This window comes from Roseibium sp. (assembly GCF_050301095.1).
Lineage (GTDB): Bacteria > Pseudomonadota > Alphaproteobacteria > Rhizobiales > Stappiaceae > Roseibium.
This window is the reverse complement of the sequence record NZ_JBNKYW010000205.1, coordinates 1-18,010: the sequence shown is the minus strand read 5'-3', so window position 1 is coordinate 18,010 and position 18,010 is coordinate 1. Positions and strand designations below refer to the sequence as shown.

The following is an 18,010-nucleotide window of genomic DNA, read 5'->3' as shown; positions in this document are numbered from 1 at the left end:
CGCCCCGTCACCTTGCCGGAATGGATGTTGGGATAGAAGGAGCGGGACTTGATCAGGCCCAGAAACTGCGTGGCGGCAAGCGATGGATCGCCGGCTGTCAGTTTGCCCTCCCGTGTCGCCTGTTCCATAAATTCGGTGAAGACGGAAAGCTTGGTCAGGCGGCTGTCCATGTCGGCGGCAAGTTCCGGATCGCGAATGGTTTCGCTCATGATCATGCGGGCCAGGCTCATGAAGCAGGGGTTGATCATCAGCTCGCCTTCCGCCCAGCCGAGGCGGACGAGGGCGTCGCGGATCGGCAGGTCCGGATCATGGGGCAGCTCCAGCGCCGAGTTTACCTGGTCGGCCAGGCACTGGTTGATGGCCTTGAAGAGAACGTCCTTGCTTTCGAAGTGATTGTAGACGGTCCGCTTGGACACCTGCGCACGTTCGGAAATGCGGTCCATGCTGGCACCCGCATAGCCCCTTTCCTGGAATTCCGCGATTGCAGCTTCGACGATCTGCTTTTTCTTCTGGTCAGATACGGACATTCCCGGCTCACGCTCCCCCTATTGCCTTGCTGCCGGCTGGCAGCGCCTCCCACCCTTTCTTCCCAAATATCATACCTTATGTAAACTAGGGCGTTTACAGACGTGCGGTCAGATATTACACTGCACCGTGTAGTTTACTTCCTTTAGCCAGTTTGGGCGAGCCAAAGGAGACATTTCTCATGTCAGTTACTCTCAAGATCAACGGGGAAACGCGCGTGCTGGACGCCGATCCCGAAAGCCCGCTGCTGTGGGCCCTGCGCGACGAACTCGGAATGACCGGAACCAAGTTCGGCTGCGGGATTGCCTCCTGTGGTGCCTGCACCGTGCACCTGGACGGAGAGCCGATCCGTTCCTGTCAGACATTTGTCGGCGACCTGGAAGGCGCGAACATCACCACCATCGAAGGCATCAACGGCAAAGCGGCTGCGGCTGTTCAGGCCGCCTGGAACGAACTGGACGTGCCGCAGTGCGGCTATTGCCAGTCCGGTCAGATCATGGCGGCGGCCGCGCTGCTCGCCGAAACGCCGAAGCCTACGGATGAGGACATCGATGCCGCCATGGACGGCAATGTCTGCCGCTGCGCCACCTACGCCCGGATCCGCAAGGCGATCCACCTCGCCGCCGACAAGATGGAGGGTTAAGCCATGTTGCATCTCTTGCAGAAGCCGCTTGAAGCCGCAAAACCGACCCGCCGCACCTTCCTGAAACTGTCCGCGGGAACGGTCGGCGGTCTCATCCTCGCCCTCAACCTGCCGCGTTCGTCCGTGTCGGCCGCCGAGGGCGACTTCATCCAGCCTTTCGTCCACATCCGTCCGGACAACACGGTCGTGGTTCTGTCCAAGCACCTCGACAAGGGGCAGGGCACGGCGTCCGGTCTCTCCACGCTGGTTGCCGATGAACTCGATGCCGCCTGGGAGCAGGTCTCAGTCGAATTCGCCCCCTCAAATCCCCAGGTCTATGCCAACACGCTGTTCGGCGTGCAGGGCACGGGCGGGTCCACCGCCATGGCCAATTCCTTCATGCAGTACCGGCAGGCGGGCGCCGCGGCGAAAACCATGATCGTGGCCGCAGCCGCCAGGACCTGGGGCGTACCGGCAGGCGAAATCACCGTGTCGAACGGTATCGTTTCCCATTCTTCCGGCAAGTCCGCGACTTTTGGCGAGCTGGCGGGTCTTGCCGCGTTGGAAGATGTTCCGGCGGAACCGGTTCTGAAAACCCCGGGCCAGTGGGTCTATATCGGCAAGTCTTTCCCGCGTCTCGACGTGAAGAACAAGACCGTCGGTGCGCCGAAAACTTATACGATGGACTTTCAGCGCGACGATCTGCTGGTCGCAACCGTCGCCCGCTCGCCGCGTTTCGGCGGCAAGGTGAAGTCCTTCAATGCCACTGAAGCCGGCAAGGTTCCGGGCGTCGTCAACGTGCTGCAGATCCCGAACGGGGTGGCGGTGATCGCCAGGTCCACCTGGCCGGCAATCAAGGCGCGCGGCCTGCTTGAGATCGAATGGGACGACAGCGAGGCGGAGAGCCGCTCCAGCGACGCCATGATCGCCGAACTGAAAGAGATGACGGCGAAACCGGGCGTGAAGGTGCGCGCAGACGGTGATGTCGACGCAGCTCTCGCCGACGCTGCAAAGGTCATCGAGGCCGACTACGACTTTCCGTTCCTGGCTCACGGAACCATGGAGCCGCTCGACGTGGTTCTGCACTTCGATGGCGAGGCGGCGGAACTCTGGCTCGGCTCCCAGATTCAGACCATCGATCACAACGTCGCCGCGGCCGTGCTCGGCATTCCGTTCGAGAAGGTGAAGATCAACACGCTGTGGGCGGGCGGGTCCTTCGGCCGGCGTGCGCAAGCCGACAGCCATCCGGTTGCCGAGGTGGCGATGCTGGCCAAGGCGATGCAGGCGGCGGGTATGGCGCCGGCGCCGGTCAAGATCGTTTGGACCCGCGAGGACGACATGACCGGTGGCTACTACCGGCCGATGTCGGCACATAAGATCAGGGTCGGTCTTGACGAGGCGGGCAATGTGACCGCGTTCAAGTACAACATCGCGGCCAAGTCGATCATCAAGGGGACGCCCTTCGAGCCGATGCTGATGCATGGGGGCGTCGATCACAACATGACGGAAGGAGCGCATGACACCTCATACGCTTTTCCGCTCATGCGCATGGATCAGGCTTTCCAGGAAACGAAAGTGCCGGTGCTGTGGTGGCGCTCCGTGGGGCACACCCACACGGCCTATGTCATGGAAACCATGATGGACCGCATCGCCCGGGAAGCCGGCAAGGATCCGGTCGCCTATCGCCTCGACATGATCAAGGACGATCCGCGCAAGGTGGCTGTTTTGAAACTGGCGACGGAAAAGGCCGGCTGGAATACACCTGCCCCGGAAGGCCGCTATCGCGGTGTGGCCGTGCACAAGTCCTTCGGGTCCTATGTGGCGGAAGTCGCGGAAATCTCCTTCCGCGACGACGGCACCGTGAAGGTGGAAAAGGTGACGGCAGCGGTCGATTGCGGCACGCCGATCAATCCGGACAACATCCGGGCCCAGGTGGAAGGCGGCATCGGATATGGACTCGGGGCCATCCTGCGCAACCAGGTAACCCTGGAAGAGGGGGTCGTTCAGGAAACCAACTTCGACACCTATGAGCCGATCCGGATGTCGGACATGCCGGAAATCGAAGTGCATATCGTTGCCTCCAACGAGGCTCCGACCGGCATAGGCGAACCCGGCACGCCCCTCATCGGGCCGGCCGTCGCCAACGCCATTGCCGCGGCGAAGGACACATGGATAACAAGCCTGCCGCTTGCCAGGGCCGGTCTGGTCTGACGCCGGTTACCCGCGCTTCCGCGCGAGGAAACGAATCACGGAAGGCCGCCTCAGGGCGGCCTTTTGCATCGTTGATACCTATTTCGATCAATGGTGGCAAAGAAAAAAATACCCCAATAGATAGTAATTATCCACTGATGGTACTCATTGAATTAAAGTGCGTATTTGTATTATTTCACTATCTTGGCTTGAGCATGATTTAATTAAATGATCGAATTTAATTCTACAGAATATCTAGAAATAATACTTAAGTATATTAACTCCGGATAAACCGGTCTCTTGTCACGCTGAGGGAAGCCTAGCGAATGTCAGGAGGGCGCTGTGGGTGTTCGGTTTTCAAAATTAAGTTTTCGATTGCCTGCGATCATCGCCGGTTGCTCAGTGTTTGCCGCGCTGCTGGTCGGTACAATGGCCTTTTGGGTGAGTTCGAAAAACCTCGAGGACCAGGCGGACCAGCGCCTGTCCGCATTGGCCCGGATGAGTGCCAATGACCTGTCCCATTACCTGGAATCCATTGTCCAGGATCTTGAAGTGACGGCAAGCAGTCCGCTGGTGACGGCTGCTCTCACAGACTTCGAAGCCGCGTGGGAAGGCCAGGAGGGTGATCAGAAGGCGGTCCTGCAAAAGGCCTACATCCACGACAACCCGCACCCGACGGGTGAAAAGGACGCCTTGATGAGCGCCGGCGGGACGCCTTACGACGCCGCCCATGCGAAGTACCATCCCTGGTTCCGCAAGATGCTGAAGACGCGCGGATACTACGATATCTTCCTGTTCGCCGAAGACGGGTCGCTTGTCTACACGGTGTTCAAGGAACTGGATTACGCGACCAACCTCGCAAAGGGCGAATACAGGGACACGGACCTCGGTAACGCCTTTCAGCAGGCCATCAAGGGCTCTAAAGGCGATGTCTTCTTCTTCGACTTCAAGCCCTACGCGCCAAGCTTCGACGCGCCTGCCAGCTTCATTTCGACGCCGATCTATGAGAACGGCAAGAAGCTGGGCGTCCTGGCCTTCCAGATGCCGATCGACAACATCAACAAGGTGATGACCGACGTTGCCGGACTCGGGGACAGCGGCGAGGCAATCCTGGTCGGTGCCGACAAGCTGTTCCGGAACGATTCGGCCAAGACGCCGGACCAGAACGACATTCTGAAGGACAGTCTCGATGGCGAGGTTGTCGAGTCCGCCCTCAACGGACAGATGGCGGTTGGCGAGATGGAAGACTTCCGGGAGGGAGACTATATCGCCGCGGCGGTTCCGCTCCAGTTTCAAGGCGTGAACCTTGCTGTTGTCACTCTGGAAAGTCATGAGGAAATTCTTGCGCCGGTCGTTACCCTGCGCAACCAGATGATCATGATCTGCGCCGGGATCTTCGGCGGCATGGTGCTCGTCGGCTGGTTCGCGGCCCGTTCGATCGTCAATCCGATCCGGAACCTGGTGCATAGCGCGGTCCAACTTGCCGGCGGCGATGTCAGCGTTGAATTCGCCGAAGCGGAACGCAAGGATGAAATCGGTGAAATCGCGGGGGCCATTGCCGGCTTCCGGGACGGTGTTGCGGAGCAGGCGCGCCTGGAAGAAGCCCGGAAAGAGGAAGAACGTCAACGCGCAGAGCGCCAGCATCGGATCGAGGCACTGATCGAGGAGTTCCGCATGCAGTCTTCGGAAATGCTCGGCGCCGTGGAAGTCTCGATGGGCGAGATGCAGTCGAACGCGACCTCCATGATGGCGACGGCCACGGAAGCGGCCCAGCAGGTCAGCAGCGCCGCGTCGGCGACGACACAGGCCTCCGGCAACGTTCAGCTCGTGGCCGCCGCGACCGAGGAACTGTCGTCATCGATCTCCGAGATCGGACAGCGGGTGGAGGAAACCAGCCGTGTCATTGCAGACGCCACCAATCAGACAGATGCCAGCACCCGCAAGATGGAGCTGCTGTCGACGGGTGCCGCCCGCATCGGCGAGGTGATCGGCCTCATTCAGGCAATCGCGGAGCAGACCAACCTTCTGGCCCTCAATGCGACCATCGAGGCCGCCCGGGCGGGCGAGGCCGGCAAGGGATTTGCCGTCGTCGCGGCGGAAGTCAAGGAACTGGCCACGCAGACCTCCAAGGCGACCGAAGAGATTTCCAGCCAGATTGCGGAAATCCAGTCGGCGACCGATCAGGCGGTGACTTCAATCGAAGGCATCTCGGCGATCATGGTGCAGGCGAACGAGAACACGGCCTCCATCGCAGCAGCCGTCCAGGAGCAGGACGCGGCAACCGGCGAGATCAGCCGCAGTGCCTCGGAAGCATCCGCCGGCACGACCGCGGCCAGCGACAACATGTCGAGCGTCAGTTCGGCGGTTGAAATCACTTCGTCGTCCGCGCAGTCGGTCGAGACGGCCGCCCATGACGCGACCGAAAAACTCAACGGGCTCAATGCGGCCGTGAGCACTTTCCTGAGAGAGGTTGCCGCCGCATAACACCTGCGCCGAAGGCGGGGAGAGCGTCCGGCGGCGGCCTTGTGCCGCCGCCGTTTTGTCTAGAACGGGAACTTCAGGAGGCCGCCAGCGCTTCCCGGTCTTTCTTGCGCATGCGTTCCGAGGCCGACTTGAGCTGGCCGCAGGCGGCGAAGATGTCGCGGCCGCGCGGCGTGCGGATCGGCGAGGCGTAACCGGCCCGGTTGACGATGTCGGCGAATTCCTCAATCCGTTCCCAGTCGGAGCATTCGTATTCGGAACCCGGCCAGGGGTTGAACGGGATCAGGTTGATCTTGGCCGGAATGCCCTTCAGGAGGCGCACCAGATCGAGCGCGTCCTGGTTGCTGTCGTTGACGCCCTTCAGCATCACATATTCGAAGGTGATGCGTTTGGCGTTGGAAAGGCCCGGATACTTGCGGCAGGCGTCGAGCAGGGCGTCCAGGTTCCATTTCTTGTTGATCGGCACCAGCACGTCGCGCAGGTCGTCGCGAACCGCGTGCAGGGAAATCGCCAGCATGCAGCCGATCTCGTCGCCGGTGCGGAAGATCTCCGGGACGACGCCGGAGGTAGAGAGGGTGACGCGGCGCTTGGAGAGCGACAGGCCGTCACCGTCCGTTGCGATCAGCAGCGCCTTCTTGACGTTGTCGAAATTGTAGAGCGGCTCGCCCATGCCCATCATGACGATGTTGGAGACCAGACGTCCTTCCGACGGCACGATGGCGCCCTGCGGGGTGTCGGCATCCGGGAAGTCGCCCAGCCGGTCGCGGGCCATCAGGATCTGGGAGAGAATTTCCTCTGCCGTCAGGTTGCGGACCAGCTTCTGGGTGCCTGTGTGGCAGAAGGTGCAGGTGAGCGTGCAGCCGACCTGGGAGGAGACGCAGAGCGTGCCGCGGCCTTCCTCCGGAATATAGACGGTCTCCACTTCCACCGGACGCCCGGCACCGCGCGGCGGGAAGCGGAACAGCCACTTGCGGGTGCCGTCGACGGAGATCTGCTCGGTGACGATTTCCGGACGGGCGATGGTGAAGGCCTCGTCCAGCTTCTGGCGCAGATCCTTGGCGATGTTGGTCATCTGGGCGAAGTCGGAAACGCCGCGCACATAGAGCCAGTGCCAGAGCTGGGACGCACGCATGCGCCACTGTTTCTGAGGCACGCCGATGGTGCCGAGGGCCTCGCCGAGTTCTTCGCGCGACAGGCCGACCAGGGTCGGCTTGTCCTCGCCGGGCAGATGCGCGCTTGCCGCGGCTGAAACTGTCTGCGCGTTGGGATTGTCCCGCGCGATGTCGAGCGTTGTCGCCATGTCGTGATCCGTTTTTTCATCCGGCGCATGTCAGGGCGTGTCACTTCCGGAACAACGCGGCGGCCGGGCACCTGCCTGGCAGGTGTGAATTCAAGCGTTCCCAAAAACACAAACGGCTGCAAAAATCAAGGTTCGTGACGTGCAGGGGAGCTATGCAGGCCGTGAATCCGTCCACGGATCAAACGCAAAAGCCCGGAAGGGCAATCACGCCCGACCGGGATCATGTTCATTCGCAGAGAAAACTGCCGCTTACTTGCAGGCCGATGAGGCCGTGTCGATTGCCGCCGTGACACCTGAAAGCGAGAATTTGTAGGTCGTCCGGGTGCCGCGGCTGGATTCGCCGTTCACCGTCATTTCGTGTCCGGCTTTCATTGCTGCGATCAGCTGAGCTTCGGTCGCGGCATTTTCCACCCAGGCACCGTCATTGTTGGTGAAGAGGGTGAAACCCTTGCCGTCGACATCGACGGTGACCGAGGACTTGTCCTTGAAGGGATAACCGACGAGCAGGCTCGGTTCGGAGCTAACGCCTTCGGCGGGACGCGAGGTCACGAAAAAGAAGACGTCCCCGTGGTTCCGGTCTCCCGGAAGCTGGGTGGTCGGTTTGGTCAGCGCATAGCATACTTTGCCGCCGCTGCCGGACATCGCATAGGCCGCCCAATCCTTGTGCTGCTTCAGAAGCGTCGGGGTTTGCGCGAAAGCTGCTGCACTCGAAACGGCAAGACCCGCGAGGGCCAGAACCAGCGATTTTGCTTTCATCATCATCCACACCGTTTGGCTATGAGTTTGCGTCAAGTTCGATTCAATTGCCGTCAGACATATAAACGTTGCTTTAATGATAAATTAAAGCGGGTTACGAAAGGGTTGAAATCGCGGCGATTGTTTATCCGGTTTTGACGCCTTTGAATCCTGGGTTCATGTCTAAGCCTCCCGTTCCCAAGGCTCTTGCGGGTATTCGTGGCAAGAGTGTGGCGGAAAGGCAGGAACGTCCCTAACGGCAGCAATTTGCCGCTGAACGAGTTTCCTCTTAGGCTCAATTCCGCAACGAGACAACGTCAGCGGAGACGGGATGAAACCGCCGGAGATGATCAAGGCCGTAGCAAATTCGGGCAAGACTTTGCGGGCAGACCGCCCATGAAGGACAGGATCAGGCCCTTTTACCTGGCCGTCTTCTTTCTCTTCGCAGGGATGACAATGCCGGTGGCAGGTGAACTTGCGCATGGCTTTGTCTACCTGAGAGACGTCGTTCCGGATATCCGGCAGGACATGCGCTACGCAAGCAGGAACAATTTCATGCGCAAACGTCTGCCCGGTTATCGGGCGGCGGAATGCGTGCTGACCGAGGTTGCCGCCAAGGCCCTTGGAAGAGTGCAGAACGCCGCGGTCGAGGCCGGCTATTCCCTGGTCGTCTTCGACTGCTACCGGCCGCAATCGGCCGTCGATGCGATGGTCGCGTGGGTGCGGACGGGCGGTGGGACCGATCCCGCCTATTTTCCGAAAGTCACGCAGGACCGCCTGATCGACCAAGGCTACATCGGTGCGAAAAGCAGCCATGCGCGAGGCTCCACCGTCGATGTCGCGCTGGACGTCCTGGCCGGCGTGGACGACCTGTCGAGACCGTTTGCCGCCTGTACGCGCCGGGACAGGGACACCGGTGACTTCGGCACCCCCTTCGATTGCTTCGATCCGGCAAGCCAGACCAGCTCGCAGGCTGTCCCGAGGCGCGCACAAGCCTTGCGCAGGACGCTCGTCAAGCTGATGCAGCGTGGAAAGTTCCAGAACTATCCAGGCGAATGGTGGCACTTCACGCTGCAGGGCGAGCCTTTTCCGAACCGTTCCTTCGACTTTCCCATCGAACGCCGGTGACCTGATCGCTCTTCGTCAGTCGGCAAACAGCGGCACGAATTCGCTCAAGGCCGTGTCGGTGTATTTCGAGCCCGGGAAGACGGAACCGATTTCCAGTTCCATCCAGGTTGTTTCCAGCGGCGTGCCAAAAGTGAAACGGTTGGAGCGCATGGTGTCCGGCAGGCTGATCACCTGGGTGCTGCCGTCCGACAGCCGGAGGGTCGCCGAGCGGAGCCGGGCGTTCTTGCGGTAGATGTCCCGGTTCTTGGCGTAGCCGTTGACGATGTCGAACCCGGCGAGGCGGCGGGGACGGTCGAAGGAAACAAGCACCTTCTGGCCGGTGCCATTGCCGGACACACCTTCCACCCAGGCCGTCGAGTAGTTACCGTCATAGAGGTTCGACGGGCCGTAGCGGTTGCCGAACTGCGGATCCAGAACGGAGCTTGCGCAATATTCCAGGGTGCCGCCGGAAACGGCGGTGGTCCCGCACAGGTTCGCGCCGTAGCGGGGAGCCGGAAGATGTTGCGGGTCCGCCCGGCTCACGGTGATCCCGCCGGAGCTTTCCGGTGCCGGGGCAGCGGCCGGTGCGGTGGCTGTCGTTCCAGAGCCGTTCGAAGATTTGCCGCCGAAATAGAATTCGCCGATCAGCGCCTCGTTCACCCAGGGCAGCTGGCGTTCGCCGGTCGACGTGTAAACGCTCTCGCGCACGCGGCCGAGCAGGTGCCGCACCTCCAGGTCGGGCGTGCCGATCAGGCGGGCGAGGGCTTCGGTGAAGGGGCTGTTTCGGCCGGCGCCGTCCAGGGCGACGTCACCCGGCGCGGTTGCGAAGGCGATCATCATGCCGGCAGCGTTGGCCTCCAGCCGGGCAAGGCCGTTGGAAGCGCCCCGGGACAGCGATCTGGGCAGGGGATTGTTGCGGCAGGCGTCGAAGAAGACCAGCTTCAGCCGCGCGCCGGAAATGTCCATGATTTCCAGAAGGTCATTGGCCTTGATGGCCTGTGCCGGCAGGTCGGTGGAGGCTTCGATTTCGGCATCGACCGGCAGCAGCCAGTTGCGCCCGTCCACCTGAACGCCATGTCCCGCATAGAAAACGAGGGCGACATCCGCGCCCTGGGCCTTGCGCCCGAACAGCGTCAGCCCCTCACGAAAGTCTCTCCGGCTGCCATCGATGATCCGGATCACGTCGAAGCCGAGCCCGTCGAGCTTGCTGCCCATGAGATTGGCGTCGTTGGCTGGGTTGATAAGGGCGGGCAGCGCGGTGTAGGCGCCGTTGCCGATGACAAGGGCAACCTTGCCCGCCGCATGGGCGGTCCCGGGCTGCACCAGCAGCATCAACAGCCAAAGCCCGGCCAACAGTTTGTTCAGCACCGTCATTTGCCTCCCCCGATGAGCCAAGAAAACCGCGACGACCGAGGAAACGCAAGGACTTTCGGGGCGATTTTCCTGGTTGACGGCGGGAGAAGAGGGGCGGCGCATCCAGCTTCAGGCGGCGGTGGTCAGTTGCCCGGAACCTTTCTGCCCGTGCGTGAGATCGGGCCGCCGCTGACGTGCTTGGGACGTTCGATCTTCGGGGCTCCCGCCGTGGTCGACCGGTCGGCGTAGCGGCCGAGCGCCCGGTGCCGGTCGTACATGACGATTGCGCCGGCCATGGCGACGTTGATGCAGAACTTGGTCGGGATCTTGACCACGTGGTCGCAGCGCTCGAGCATCTCGGGCGACAGGGAGCCGCGTTCCGGACCGAGCACATAGGCGGCCTGCAGCGGATGACCGAAGCTTGGCAGGTCGATGGACTCGTCCGTCAGTTCGATGCCGACGAGCTGGCAGCCCTTGGGAAGATCCATCGTGTCGACGCTGTCCCAGGTGAAGACCGGCAGGTGGCCGGGGCTCTTGGAGGTGTCGGAGGGCGGCGCCTTGCGCAGTTTCTGGTCCGCATCGACGGTGAAAAAGAAGCTTGCGCCGAAGGCATGCGCCGAACGCATCAGGGTTCCAAGGTTCATCCGTTTGGAGAGGCCTTCCGCCCCGACCGCAAAATATCCGCGCATGTCCTGTTTCCGTTGGTTCATCTTGTTTCCGAAGGCGGTGTGGCGGTCCTCATACCCCAAAGTGGGGCGGCGTCAAAATTCGGCGGTCCTGTACCGCGCCTTGCCGGCATAGTCCGGAAAGACAATTTTTGTTTGCCGCCACCGTTGCTAGGGTGGAGGCCCTGTCAGAATTCAAGAGGTCGCCCGTGAAAGCCTGTCTTTGCAAATCCTTCGGTCCGCCGTCATCCCTGGTCATCGAGGAGGTGGAAACACCCGCGCCGGGAGCCGGGGAGGTGACTGTCCGGGTGAAAGCCTGCGGGCTCAATTTCTTCGACACGCTGATCATCCGGAACAAATACCAGTTCAAGCCCGAGTTGCCGTTTTCGCCAGGTGCCGAATTCGCCGGTGTCATTGAGGCCTGCGGAGACGGGGTGAGCGGATTTCAACCGGGCGACCGGGTCATGGGCTACATGTGCTGGGGCGCGGCGCGGGAAGTGGTGGTGGTGCGCGAGGGCGATCTCGTCAAACTGCCTGACGAAGTCGCCTTCGACATCGCGGCCGGTCTCAGCGTTACCTACGGCACCACCCTTCACGCCTTCCGGGACCGGGCGGACCTGAAGCCCGGGGAAACGGTGGCCGTGCTCGGAGCCTCAGGCGGGGTCGGCCAGGCGGCGGTTGAGATTGCCGCGCTCATGGGCGCCAAAGTCATCGCCTGTGCGTCCTCTGAAGAAAAGCTGACTTTTGCCAGGTCCCTTGGGGCGGACCTGACGGTCGACTATTCCCGGCAGAACCTGAAGGAGGCCCTGAAGGAACTGACGGACGGCAAGGGCGTCGACGTCGTCTATGACCCGGTCGGCGGAGAACTGTCGGAACAGGCGCTCAGGGCAACCGCCTGGGAAGGCCGTTTCCTGGTGATCGGGTTTGCCTCCGGGGACATTCCGAAGATCCCGCTGAACCTGCCGCTTTTGAAGGGCTGCGATATCCGCGGCGTCTTCTGGGGCGATGCACTGACCCGGGATCCGGAGGGGCACCGGCAGAACATGGCGCAGCTTCTGGAGTGGGTCCGGGAAGGTCGGCTGAAGCCGCATGTTCACGGCGTCTATCCGCTCGAGGATATTGCGGTGGCCCTAGAGGAGATCGCCGCCCGCAAGGTGCGCGGCAAGGTAATTGTCAGGCCTTGAGTGGTGTGCGGAGGTGCACTGAACTGCGCTTGAAACAATGCGGCAAAAACACTTTGGAGCAAGGGGCCCATCCTTCGAGACGCCGCTGAGGCGGCTCCTCAGGATGAGGTCGTGGGTATGGTATATGTTCGGCGAACTATCAAGTTACACATCCTCATCCTGAGGAAGCGCGTAGCGCTGTCTCGAAGGATGGGCCGCTTGTTCCTGTTCGGTAAAGAGCCGCCTCAGACCGAAAATTCGGCGATCACCGGAGCGTGGTCCGACGGTTTTTCCCAGCCTCTGGCTTCGCGCAGGACGGTGGTGCCCTTGATGTATTGCTCAAGCGGTTTTGACACCCAGACGTGATCGAGGCGTCGGCCCTTGTCGGCGGCCGACCAGTCCTTGGCGCGGTAGCTCCACCAAGTGTAGAGCTTTTCCTCCATGGGGGTGAACCGGCGCATGGCGTCGAGCCAGCCGCCGGTTTCGCGGACCTTTTCGAAGAGTTCCGTCTCGACCGGCGTATGGGAGACGACTTTCAGAAGTTTCTTGTGGGACCAGACGTCTTCCTCGTAAGGCGCGACGTTGAGATCGCCGACAAGCACTGCAGGTTTCGAGGTTTCCTCGCCCTGAAGCCATTCCTGCATTTCCGCCATGAAATCGAGCTTGTGACCGAACTTCGGGTTGATGTCCCGGTCCGGCTCGTCGCCGCCGGCGGGCACATAGAAATTGTGCACCCGCAGGCTGGAGCCGTTGAAGGGAACGTCCGCCGCGACATGGCGGCTGTCGCCGACATTGCAGAAGTCCCGCTTTTCGATGTTGGCGAGCGGCAATTTCGAAAGCGTTGCCACGCCGTGGTAACCCTTCTGGCCGTGGATGGCCATGTGCTCGTATCCGGCCTTGCGGAAGGCGTTTTCCGGAAAGTTCGCGTCCGGACACTTGGTTTCCTGAAGGCAGATCACGTCCGGTGCGACTTCGTCGATCAGCTGCTCGACGATCGGCATGCGCAGGCGCACGGAGTTGATGTTCCAAGTAACGAGTTTGAGCCGGTCGGTCATGGAAGCCTTGCCTGAAAAGGATCGGTAAAAAGAACGAGTCCGCCAAGTCATAAGGATTCGGCTGTCGAGTGCAACGGATTTCAGTTTTGCGGGGCGTCCGCGGTTTCCTTTCCGGTCTCTCCCGATTTCTGCAGGGCCTGTTGCGTTGCGGCGGGGCCCAGCAGTTCGAACACGATGGTCGATCCGATCGCCACCGTCAGGATCTCGCTCCGGTAGAGCGGCAGCGCTTCCGCCGCGACGAGTGCCATGCCGAGGGCGACGCCGGCCTGCGGAAGCAGCGACAGTCCGAACAGGTAGCTGCGGCTGGCGAGAGATGCGGAAACCGGGCGTTGCGCCACCTTGCCTCCGAGCCAACCGCCGATCAGCCGGCCGGCAATTCTCAGCAAGATATAGGCGCTTCCGAGGAGGCCCAGCTCTGGAAGCATGTCGACCTCAAGGGAGGCGCCGGCCAGCACGAAGAAGAAAATCATGAACGGCCATTCGATGTGCTCGATCTCGTGAAAGGGGCGGGTGTGGTGGCGGCCGGTGTTGACGACCATGGCACCGCAGGCGATGCCGGCAAGCAGGAAGGAGAGGTCGAACCAGAGCGCCAGTCCCGCTGTCAGAAACACGATGCCAAGCGCTTCGGCAAGTGTCGGGTCCCCCGGCCTGATCCGGCCGGAGAGATAGCCCGCAGGAGCTCCGACAACAACACCAAGCAGGATCGAGCCTGTGACGTCCCGCAACGCCTGGACGAGCGCGGAGGATCCGTCCGCACCCATCAGTGCCTGGGCTCCCATCAGGCAGAGCGCGAACACGAGAATGCCCCAGACGTCGTCCAGGGCAACGATGCCGGACAGGATCGAGGTAAAGGGGCCTCTGGCCCGGTACTGACGGATGACGTCGTTGGTCGCAGCCGGGTCGGTGGCGGTTGCAAGAGCGGCCAGAACCAGAGCAAGAGCGATCGGAAAACCGAGCAGGAACAGGCCTGTGAACACCGTCACGGCGGTTACCACGACGGCGCTGACCGAGATGACGGCGACCGTCCCCCCGCTGTTTGCAAGATTCACCTTTGAAAGCTTGCCGCCCAGCAGGAATGCCACCATCGACAGGGCCAGCACCGAGAGGGTTTCATAAAGTTCGGTCAGACTGTCGGGCAGAAGGTCCAGAAACGAGGGGCCTGCTGCCAGGCCGCACAGGATCAGAAGCGTGACGCGCGGCAACCGGGTCTTGTGGCCGATTTCATCGGCCAGCATGCCGAGCAGGAGGAGAACGCCGATGGCAACCAGTGTCTGTGCGATGTCCATTCCGGTTTCCATTGTTCTGCCGAGCACTCTCAGAATTATCAGCTGAAGTGGCAGCCGGGCAATCGCCTGTCTTTGATCCGCCGCAATCCTGCCTTATTGGCCTTTCGCGGCGATTGTCAGGTGTCATGCGAAAGAAATCCGCAATCCGTCTACGGTCCGTTAGGAAATCCCGCGCATTTTGGGCGGCGAAAGAAAGTCTTTTTTAACCTTGTCGAGGACGCTGTGCTGCCCCTGATAAAGTCGTTTTGTTCCGTACTAGGATTTGTCTTCCTGAGCTCCTGCTCGGCCTATGACTTTCCAGATCCGACACCGGAGGACTACGCCGTTCATGGCATCGACGTGTCGCGCTGGCAGGGGGACATCGACTGGGCACGGGCGAAGAAGTCGGGTGTCGCCTTCGCCTGGATCAAGGCGACCGAGGGCGGTGACCATGTCGATCCGCGTTTCGTCGACAACTGGATCGCCGCCCGACAGGCGGGTGTGCCGCGCGGGGCGTATCATTTCTATTATTTCTGCCGCCCGGTCGAAGAACAGATCGCCTGGGTGAAGGAAGTCATTCCGGTTGACCCGCAAGCCCTGCCGCTTGTTCTCGACATGGAATGGAACGCCCATTCGAAAACCTGCCAGAAACGTCCGGCGCGCTCACAGATCCTTCGGGACATGAAGGTCTTTCTCGACGAGATGGAAAGCCACTACGGCAAGCGGCCGGTGATCTATTCCTCGGTCGATTTTCACCGGGACAGGCTGGTGGGGGCCTTCAAGGACGAGCAGTTCTGGCTGCGGTCCGTCGCCAGCTTCCCGAACAACATCTACGAGCAGCGCAACGACTGGGTGTTCTGGCAATATACCGCCGAGGGCACGGTGCCCGGGATCCGCGGTGAGGTCGACCGGAACGCCTTCTTCGGCACCAAGTCGCAATTCCGGGACTGGCTCGAGGGCAAGCTGGAGCGTTGAGCCGTAGGTCACGGTGTCCGGTGCGCGCAGCGGCTACCTGATGAAGATCTGGTGAGACACATCCTTGCCGTTGCTGACGGTGACCTGCGTGAAGCCGATCAGCTTGCAGAAATCCAGGAAATTGAGTTCCTGTGGCTGGCTTGACTTCGCAAAGAGTTCGGATGTCCGGGCTTTCGAGGTCAGGGACGCCAGCAGCGCGCGCAGGCGATAGAGCGTGTCGTACTGGCCGTCTCCGGTTGCGACGATGATGAGTTTTTCCAGTTCATCGCCCTTGGCGAAAAGGTGGTAGCCGGGCAGATGACCGAGTTTTTCCTGCTGCGCCGCCAGGGCGATCACAAAAGCGGCGCGTGAGCGTTCTCCGGCATCCAGGGCAACGGAAAGCGAAGAAACATAGTCTTCCCGTGTCTGAGGAGCGGGGTAATAATATCCTGCGTGGGCGTCTTCCGCCCCGGCGGGAGAGCCGGACGCGGTCAGCAGGATCAGGAGAACTCCAGCCAGTGCCATGATTTTTGAAGATGCGCCCATAACCTGCCTCGCCCATGTACAACCCCGTCCATCAAGCAGCGGGAGGTGATCGAAGCAAGCTGATTTTTCGGCAAAAACGCCAATGACGGCGGAATGACGGGAAAGGCGCTATATTTTCGCCATCTTGCCCCCGCACATCTTCTTGTGATCCGGGCGTTTCTTGGGAGTATTGATGATGTCGATCCGCTTGCCGTTGGCACTGATGGCGTTGGTGTTGACAGTTCTGCCCGCCGCGGCCCAGTCACGTCCGGCGATTGCCTATACGACCGCCAACCTGAACATGCGGACCGGTCCCGGGACCAACTACCCGGTGGTGACAACGGTCCCGAACGGCGGCGGCGTGACCGTGTTCGGCTGCACAGCCGATTACAGGTGGTGCGATTCCGCCTTTGCCAATGCGCGCGGCTGGGTGTCGGGACGTTATCTCAGCTATGGTGTCCAGGGGAGTTATTACGGCCGTCCGATCCCCAATGCCGGTGTCTACATCGGCGTGCCGCTTTATCGCCGGAACTATCCGGTCTACACCCGCCCGCCCATCGCGGTGCAGCCTGTCAGGCCCCACTATCCCTACTATCCGCGCTATCCCTACCGCCGCTATTGAGCGGGTTTGGGACCGGCCAGGACAAGAGACCAGAACACCTTGTGCTTGGCACTTGGCGAGTAGGCGGTGGCTATTCCGAGACGGGTAGCGTCGCGGTTGAGAAGCACCTGGTTGTGCTTGGGCGATTCCCGCCATCCCGAAAAGGCTTCTGCAAAGGTGCGGTAGCCCGCGCTGACGTTTTCGGAGGCCGCCGTTTTCGGCTCGCCGATGGAGGCCATCCGGGTGGCGAGCTGCTGGTCGGCTGCGAGCGCAGCCTTGACCGTACCCGCCGCCGCCATGGCGTCCGCCTGGCTCTGGGCAATTCCCGTCAGCAACGGATCGGGCGTCACCGGTGAGAGGCCGTTGTTGATCCGGTACTGCGAGATCATCTGGGCCGCTGTTGCGGGGTCGACCTGCCCGCCCGATTTGGCAAGATCCTGATAAAAGGGTGGTGTCTGAAAGCGTTCGCTCTGGCAGGCCGCCATGGTGAGCGTCAGGGCGGCTGCGGTGGTGAGTTGCAGGATGGTCCTGCCCGTGAGGGTTTCAAACACGAATGGGGGCTCCGGATCTGTCGTGGCATCGCTGGGCGGAACGAATCGCCCCTCCTTGCCGGTGATGGATCGACAAGACAGCGGAATTGCGGCGGAGGTCCAGCCGTCCACACGTTTTGCCGCAAAAAAAAAGAACCAGCCCGTGATACGGGCTGGTCAGGCTGCATGAGGCTTTGTGATAGCCTTCCGGGGAGCTCTTGTTTATCGCTTGCTGGCTTCCAGCACGTCGTCGAAGGTGCGAAGGCCGGTTGTCGGCGCGCAGACCAGGACGGACATGTTGCCGGGCGCATGCTGGTTCTTCCACATCTTGGTGTGAGCCTTCGGGATCTGGTCCCAGGGGAACACTTCGGACATGTAAGGATCGATCCGCCGTTCGATCATCAGCTTGTTGGCGGCAGAGGCCTGTTTCAGATGGGCAAAATGCGAACCCTGCACGCGCTTCTGGTGCATCCAAAGATAGCGGACGTCGAAGGTACAGTTGAAACCGGAGGTGCCTGCGCAGATCACGATCATGCCGCCCTTCTTGCAGACAAAGGTCGAGACCGGAAAGGTTGCCTCGCCCGGATGCTCGAAGACGATGTCGACGTTGTTGCCCTTGCCGGTGATGTCCCAGATCGCCTTGCCGAACTTGCGCACTTCCTTGAACCATTCGCCGTATTCCGGCGAATTGACCTTCGGCAACTGTCCCCAGCAGTTGAAGTCCTTGCGGTTGATGACGCCCTTGGCGCCGAGGTCCATGACAAACTGGCGCTTGTCCTCGTCCGAAATCACGCCGATGGCATTGGCGCCGGCAGCGGTGATGAGCTGGATCGCGTAGGAGCCAAGGCCGCCGGAAGCGCCCCAGACCAGGACGTTCTGGCCAGGTTTCAGTTCATGCGGATGGTGGCCGAACAGCATGCGGTAGGCGGTTGCCAGCGT

General features: G+C 61.4%; 17 protein-coding genes. 7 read left to right on the top strand and 10 right to left on the bottom strand.

All coding sequences use genetic code 11. The annotated features are described in order from the left end of the window. Positions 1–527: TetR/AcrR family transcriptional regulator (locus ACQY7U_RS18385; RefSeq protein ID WP_428647492.1), on the bottom strand; the 527-nt coding region annotated here is incomplete at its 3' end. 179 nt (positions 528–706) lie between these two features. On the opposite strand from ACQY7U_RS18385, the gene ACQY7U_RS18380 reads away from it, so the two are divergent. From ACQY7U_RS18380 to ACQY7U_RS18370, 3 genes are all read left to right on the top strand, one after another. Further along, entirely contained in the window at positions 707–1,168 is a 462-nt protein-coding gene (locus ACQY7U_RS18380) for a (2Fe-2S)-binding protein (protein ID WP_428647490.1), read from the top strand. Positions 1,169–1,171: 3 nt separating this feature from the next. Next, positions 1,172–3,358 carry a molybdopterin cofactor-binding domain-containing protein gene (locus tag ACQY7U_RS18375; RefSeq protein WP_428647488.1) on the top strand — a complete coding sequence of 729 codons (2,187 nt, stop codon included), beginning with the start codon at positions 1,172–1,174 and terminating at the stop codon, positions 3,356–3,358. Between the two features lie 420 nt (positions 3,359–3,778). Continuing rightward, positions 3,779–5,821 carry a methyl-accepting chemotaxis protein gene (locus tag ACQY7U_RS18370; RefSeq protein ID WP_428647485.1) on the top strand — a complete coding sequence of 681 codons (2,043 nt, stop codon included), beginning with the start codon at positions 3,779–3,781 and terminating at the stop codon, positions 5,819–5,821. Between the two features lie 73 nt (positions 5,822–5,894). Here the strand turns inward: ACQY7U_RS18370 and rlmN are convergent, their stop codons facing one another. Both rlmN and ACQY7U_RS18360 read right to left on the bottom strand, forming a co-directional pair. Next, entirely contained in the window at positions 5,895–7,118 is a 1,224-nt protein-coding gene (rlmN, locus tag ACQY7U_RS18365) for a 23S rRNA (adenine(2503)-C(2))-methyltransferase RlmN (protein ID WP_428647483.1), read from the bottom strand. Positions 7,119–7,367: 249 nt separating this feature from the next. After that, a complete protein-coding gene (locus tag ACQY7U_RS18360) occupies positions 7,368–7,877 on the bottom strand; it encodes an invasion associated locus B family protein (RefSeq protein WP_428647480.1) in 510 nt (169 codons plus the stop codon). A 372-nt stretch (positions 7,878–8,249) separates the two neighbouring features. Here ACQY7U_RS18360 and ACQY7U_RS18355 point away from each other — a divergent pair, with 372 nt between their 5' ends. Further along, complete coding sequence (locus ACQY7U_RS18355) at positions 8,250–8,981, top strand: M15 family metallopeptidase (protein ID WP_428647477.1); 732 nt, start codon at positions 8,250–8,252, stop codon at positions 8,979–8,981. A gap of 15 nt (positions 8,982–8,996) precedes the next feature. Here the strand turns inward: ACQY7U_RS18355 and ACQY7U_RS18350 are convergent, their stop codons facing one another. Together ACQY7U_RS18350 and ACQY7U_RS18345 are read right to left on the bottom strand one after the other, a co-directional pair. Continuing rightward, entirely contained in the window at positions 8,997–10,334 is a 1,338-nt protein-coding gene (locus tag ACQY7U_RS18350; protein WP_428647474.1) for an NADase-type glycan-binding domain-containing protein, read from the bottom strand. Positions 10,335–10,456: 122 nt separating this feature from the next. Further along, positions 10,457–11,002, bottom strand: a complete 546-nt coding sequence (locus ACQY7U_RS18345) for an RNA methyltransferase (protein WP_428647495.1) — start codon at positions 11,000–11,002, stop codon at positions 10,457–10,459. A 185-nt stretch (positions 11,003–11,187) separates the two neighbouring features. Here ACQY7U_RS18345 and ACQY7U_RS18340 point away from each other — a divergent pair, with 185 nt between their 5' ends. Next, positions 11,188–12,162, top strand: a complete 975-nt coding sequence (locus ACQY7U_RS18340; protein ID WP_428647471.1) for an NADPH:quinone oxidoreductase family protein — start codon at positions 11,188–11,190, stop codon at positions 12,160–12,162. A 224-nt stretch (positions 12,163–12,386) separates the two neighbouring features. Here ACQY7U_RS18340 and xth read toward each other — a convergent pair whose 3' ends face one another. Further along, a complete protein-coding gene (gene xth / locus ACQY7U_RS18335) occupies positions 12,387–13,196 on the bottom strand; it encodes an exodeoxyribonuclease III (protein WP_428647468.1) in 810 nt (269 codons plus the stop codon). A gap of 80 nt (positions 13,197–13,276) precedes the next feature. Next, complete coding sequence (locus ACQY7U_RS18330) at positions 13,277–14,482, bottom strand: cation:proton antiporter (protein ID WP_428647465.1); 1,206 nt, start codon at positions 14,480–14,482, stop codon at positions 13,277–13,279. A 222-nt stretch (positions 14,483–14,704) separates the two neighbouring features. Here ACQY7U_RS18330 and ACQY7U_RS18325 point away from each other — a divergent pair, with 222 nt between their 5' ends. Next, complete coding sequence (locus ACQY7U_RS18325; RefSeq protein ID WP_428647463.1) at positions 14,705–15,436, top strand: glycoside hydrolase family 25 protein; 732 nt, start codon at positions 14,705–14,707, stop codon at positions 15,434–15,436. A gap of 33 nt (positions 15,437–15,469) precedes the next feature. Here the strand turns inward: ACQY7U_RS18325 and ACQY7U_RS18320 are convergent, their stop codons facing one another. After that, positions 15,470–15,940, bottom strand: a complete 471-nt coding sequence (locus tag ACQY7U_RS18320; protein ID WP_428647460.1) for a hypothetical protein — start codon at positions 15,938–15,940, stop codon at positions 15,470–15,472. 196 nt (positions 15,941–16,136) lie between these two features. Here ACQY7U_RS18320 and ACQY7U_RS18315 point away from each other — a divergent pair, with 196 nt between their 5' ends. Beyond that, on the top strand, positions 16,137–16,562 hold the full coding sequence (locus tag ACQY7U_RS18315) for an SH3 domain-containing protein (RefSeq protein WP_428647457.1): 426 nt from the start codon (positions 16,137–16,139) through the stop codon (positions 16,560–16,562). On the opposite strand, the gene ACQY7U_RS18310 is transcribed toward ACQY7U_RS18315, so the two are convergent. Both ACQY7U_RS18310 and ACQY7U_RS18305 read right to left on the bottom strand, forming a co-directional pair. Next, complete coding sequence (locus tag ACQY7U_RS18310; protein WP_428647454.1) at positions 16,556–17,092, bottom strand: CAP domain-containing protein; 537 nt, start codon at positions 17,090–17,092, stop codon at positions 16,556–16,558. The genes ACQY7U_RS18315 and ACQY7U_RS18310 overlap by 7 nt on opposite strands. Positions 17,093–17,293: 201 nt before the next feature. Further along, positions 17,294–18,010 (bottom strand): zinc-binding dehydrogenase (locus ACQY7U_RS18305; protein ID WP_428647451.1); only part of this gene is annotated, 717 nt, incomplete at its 5' end.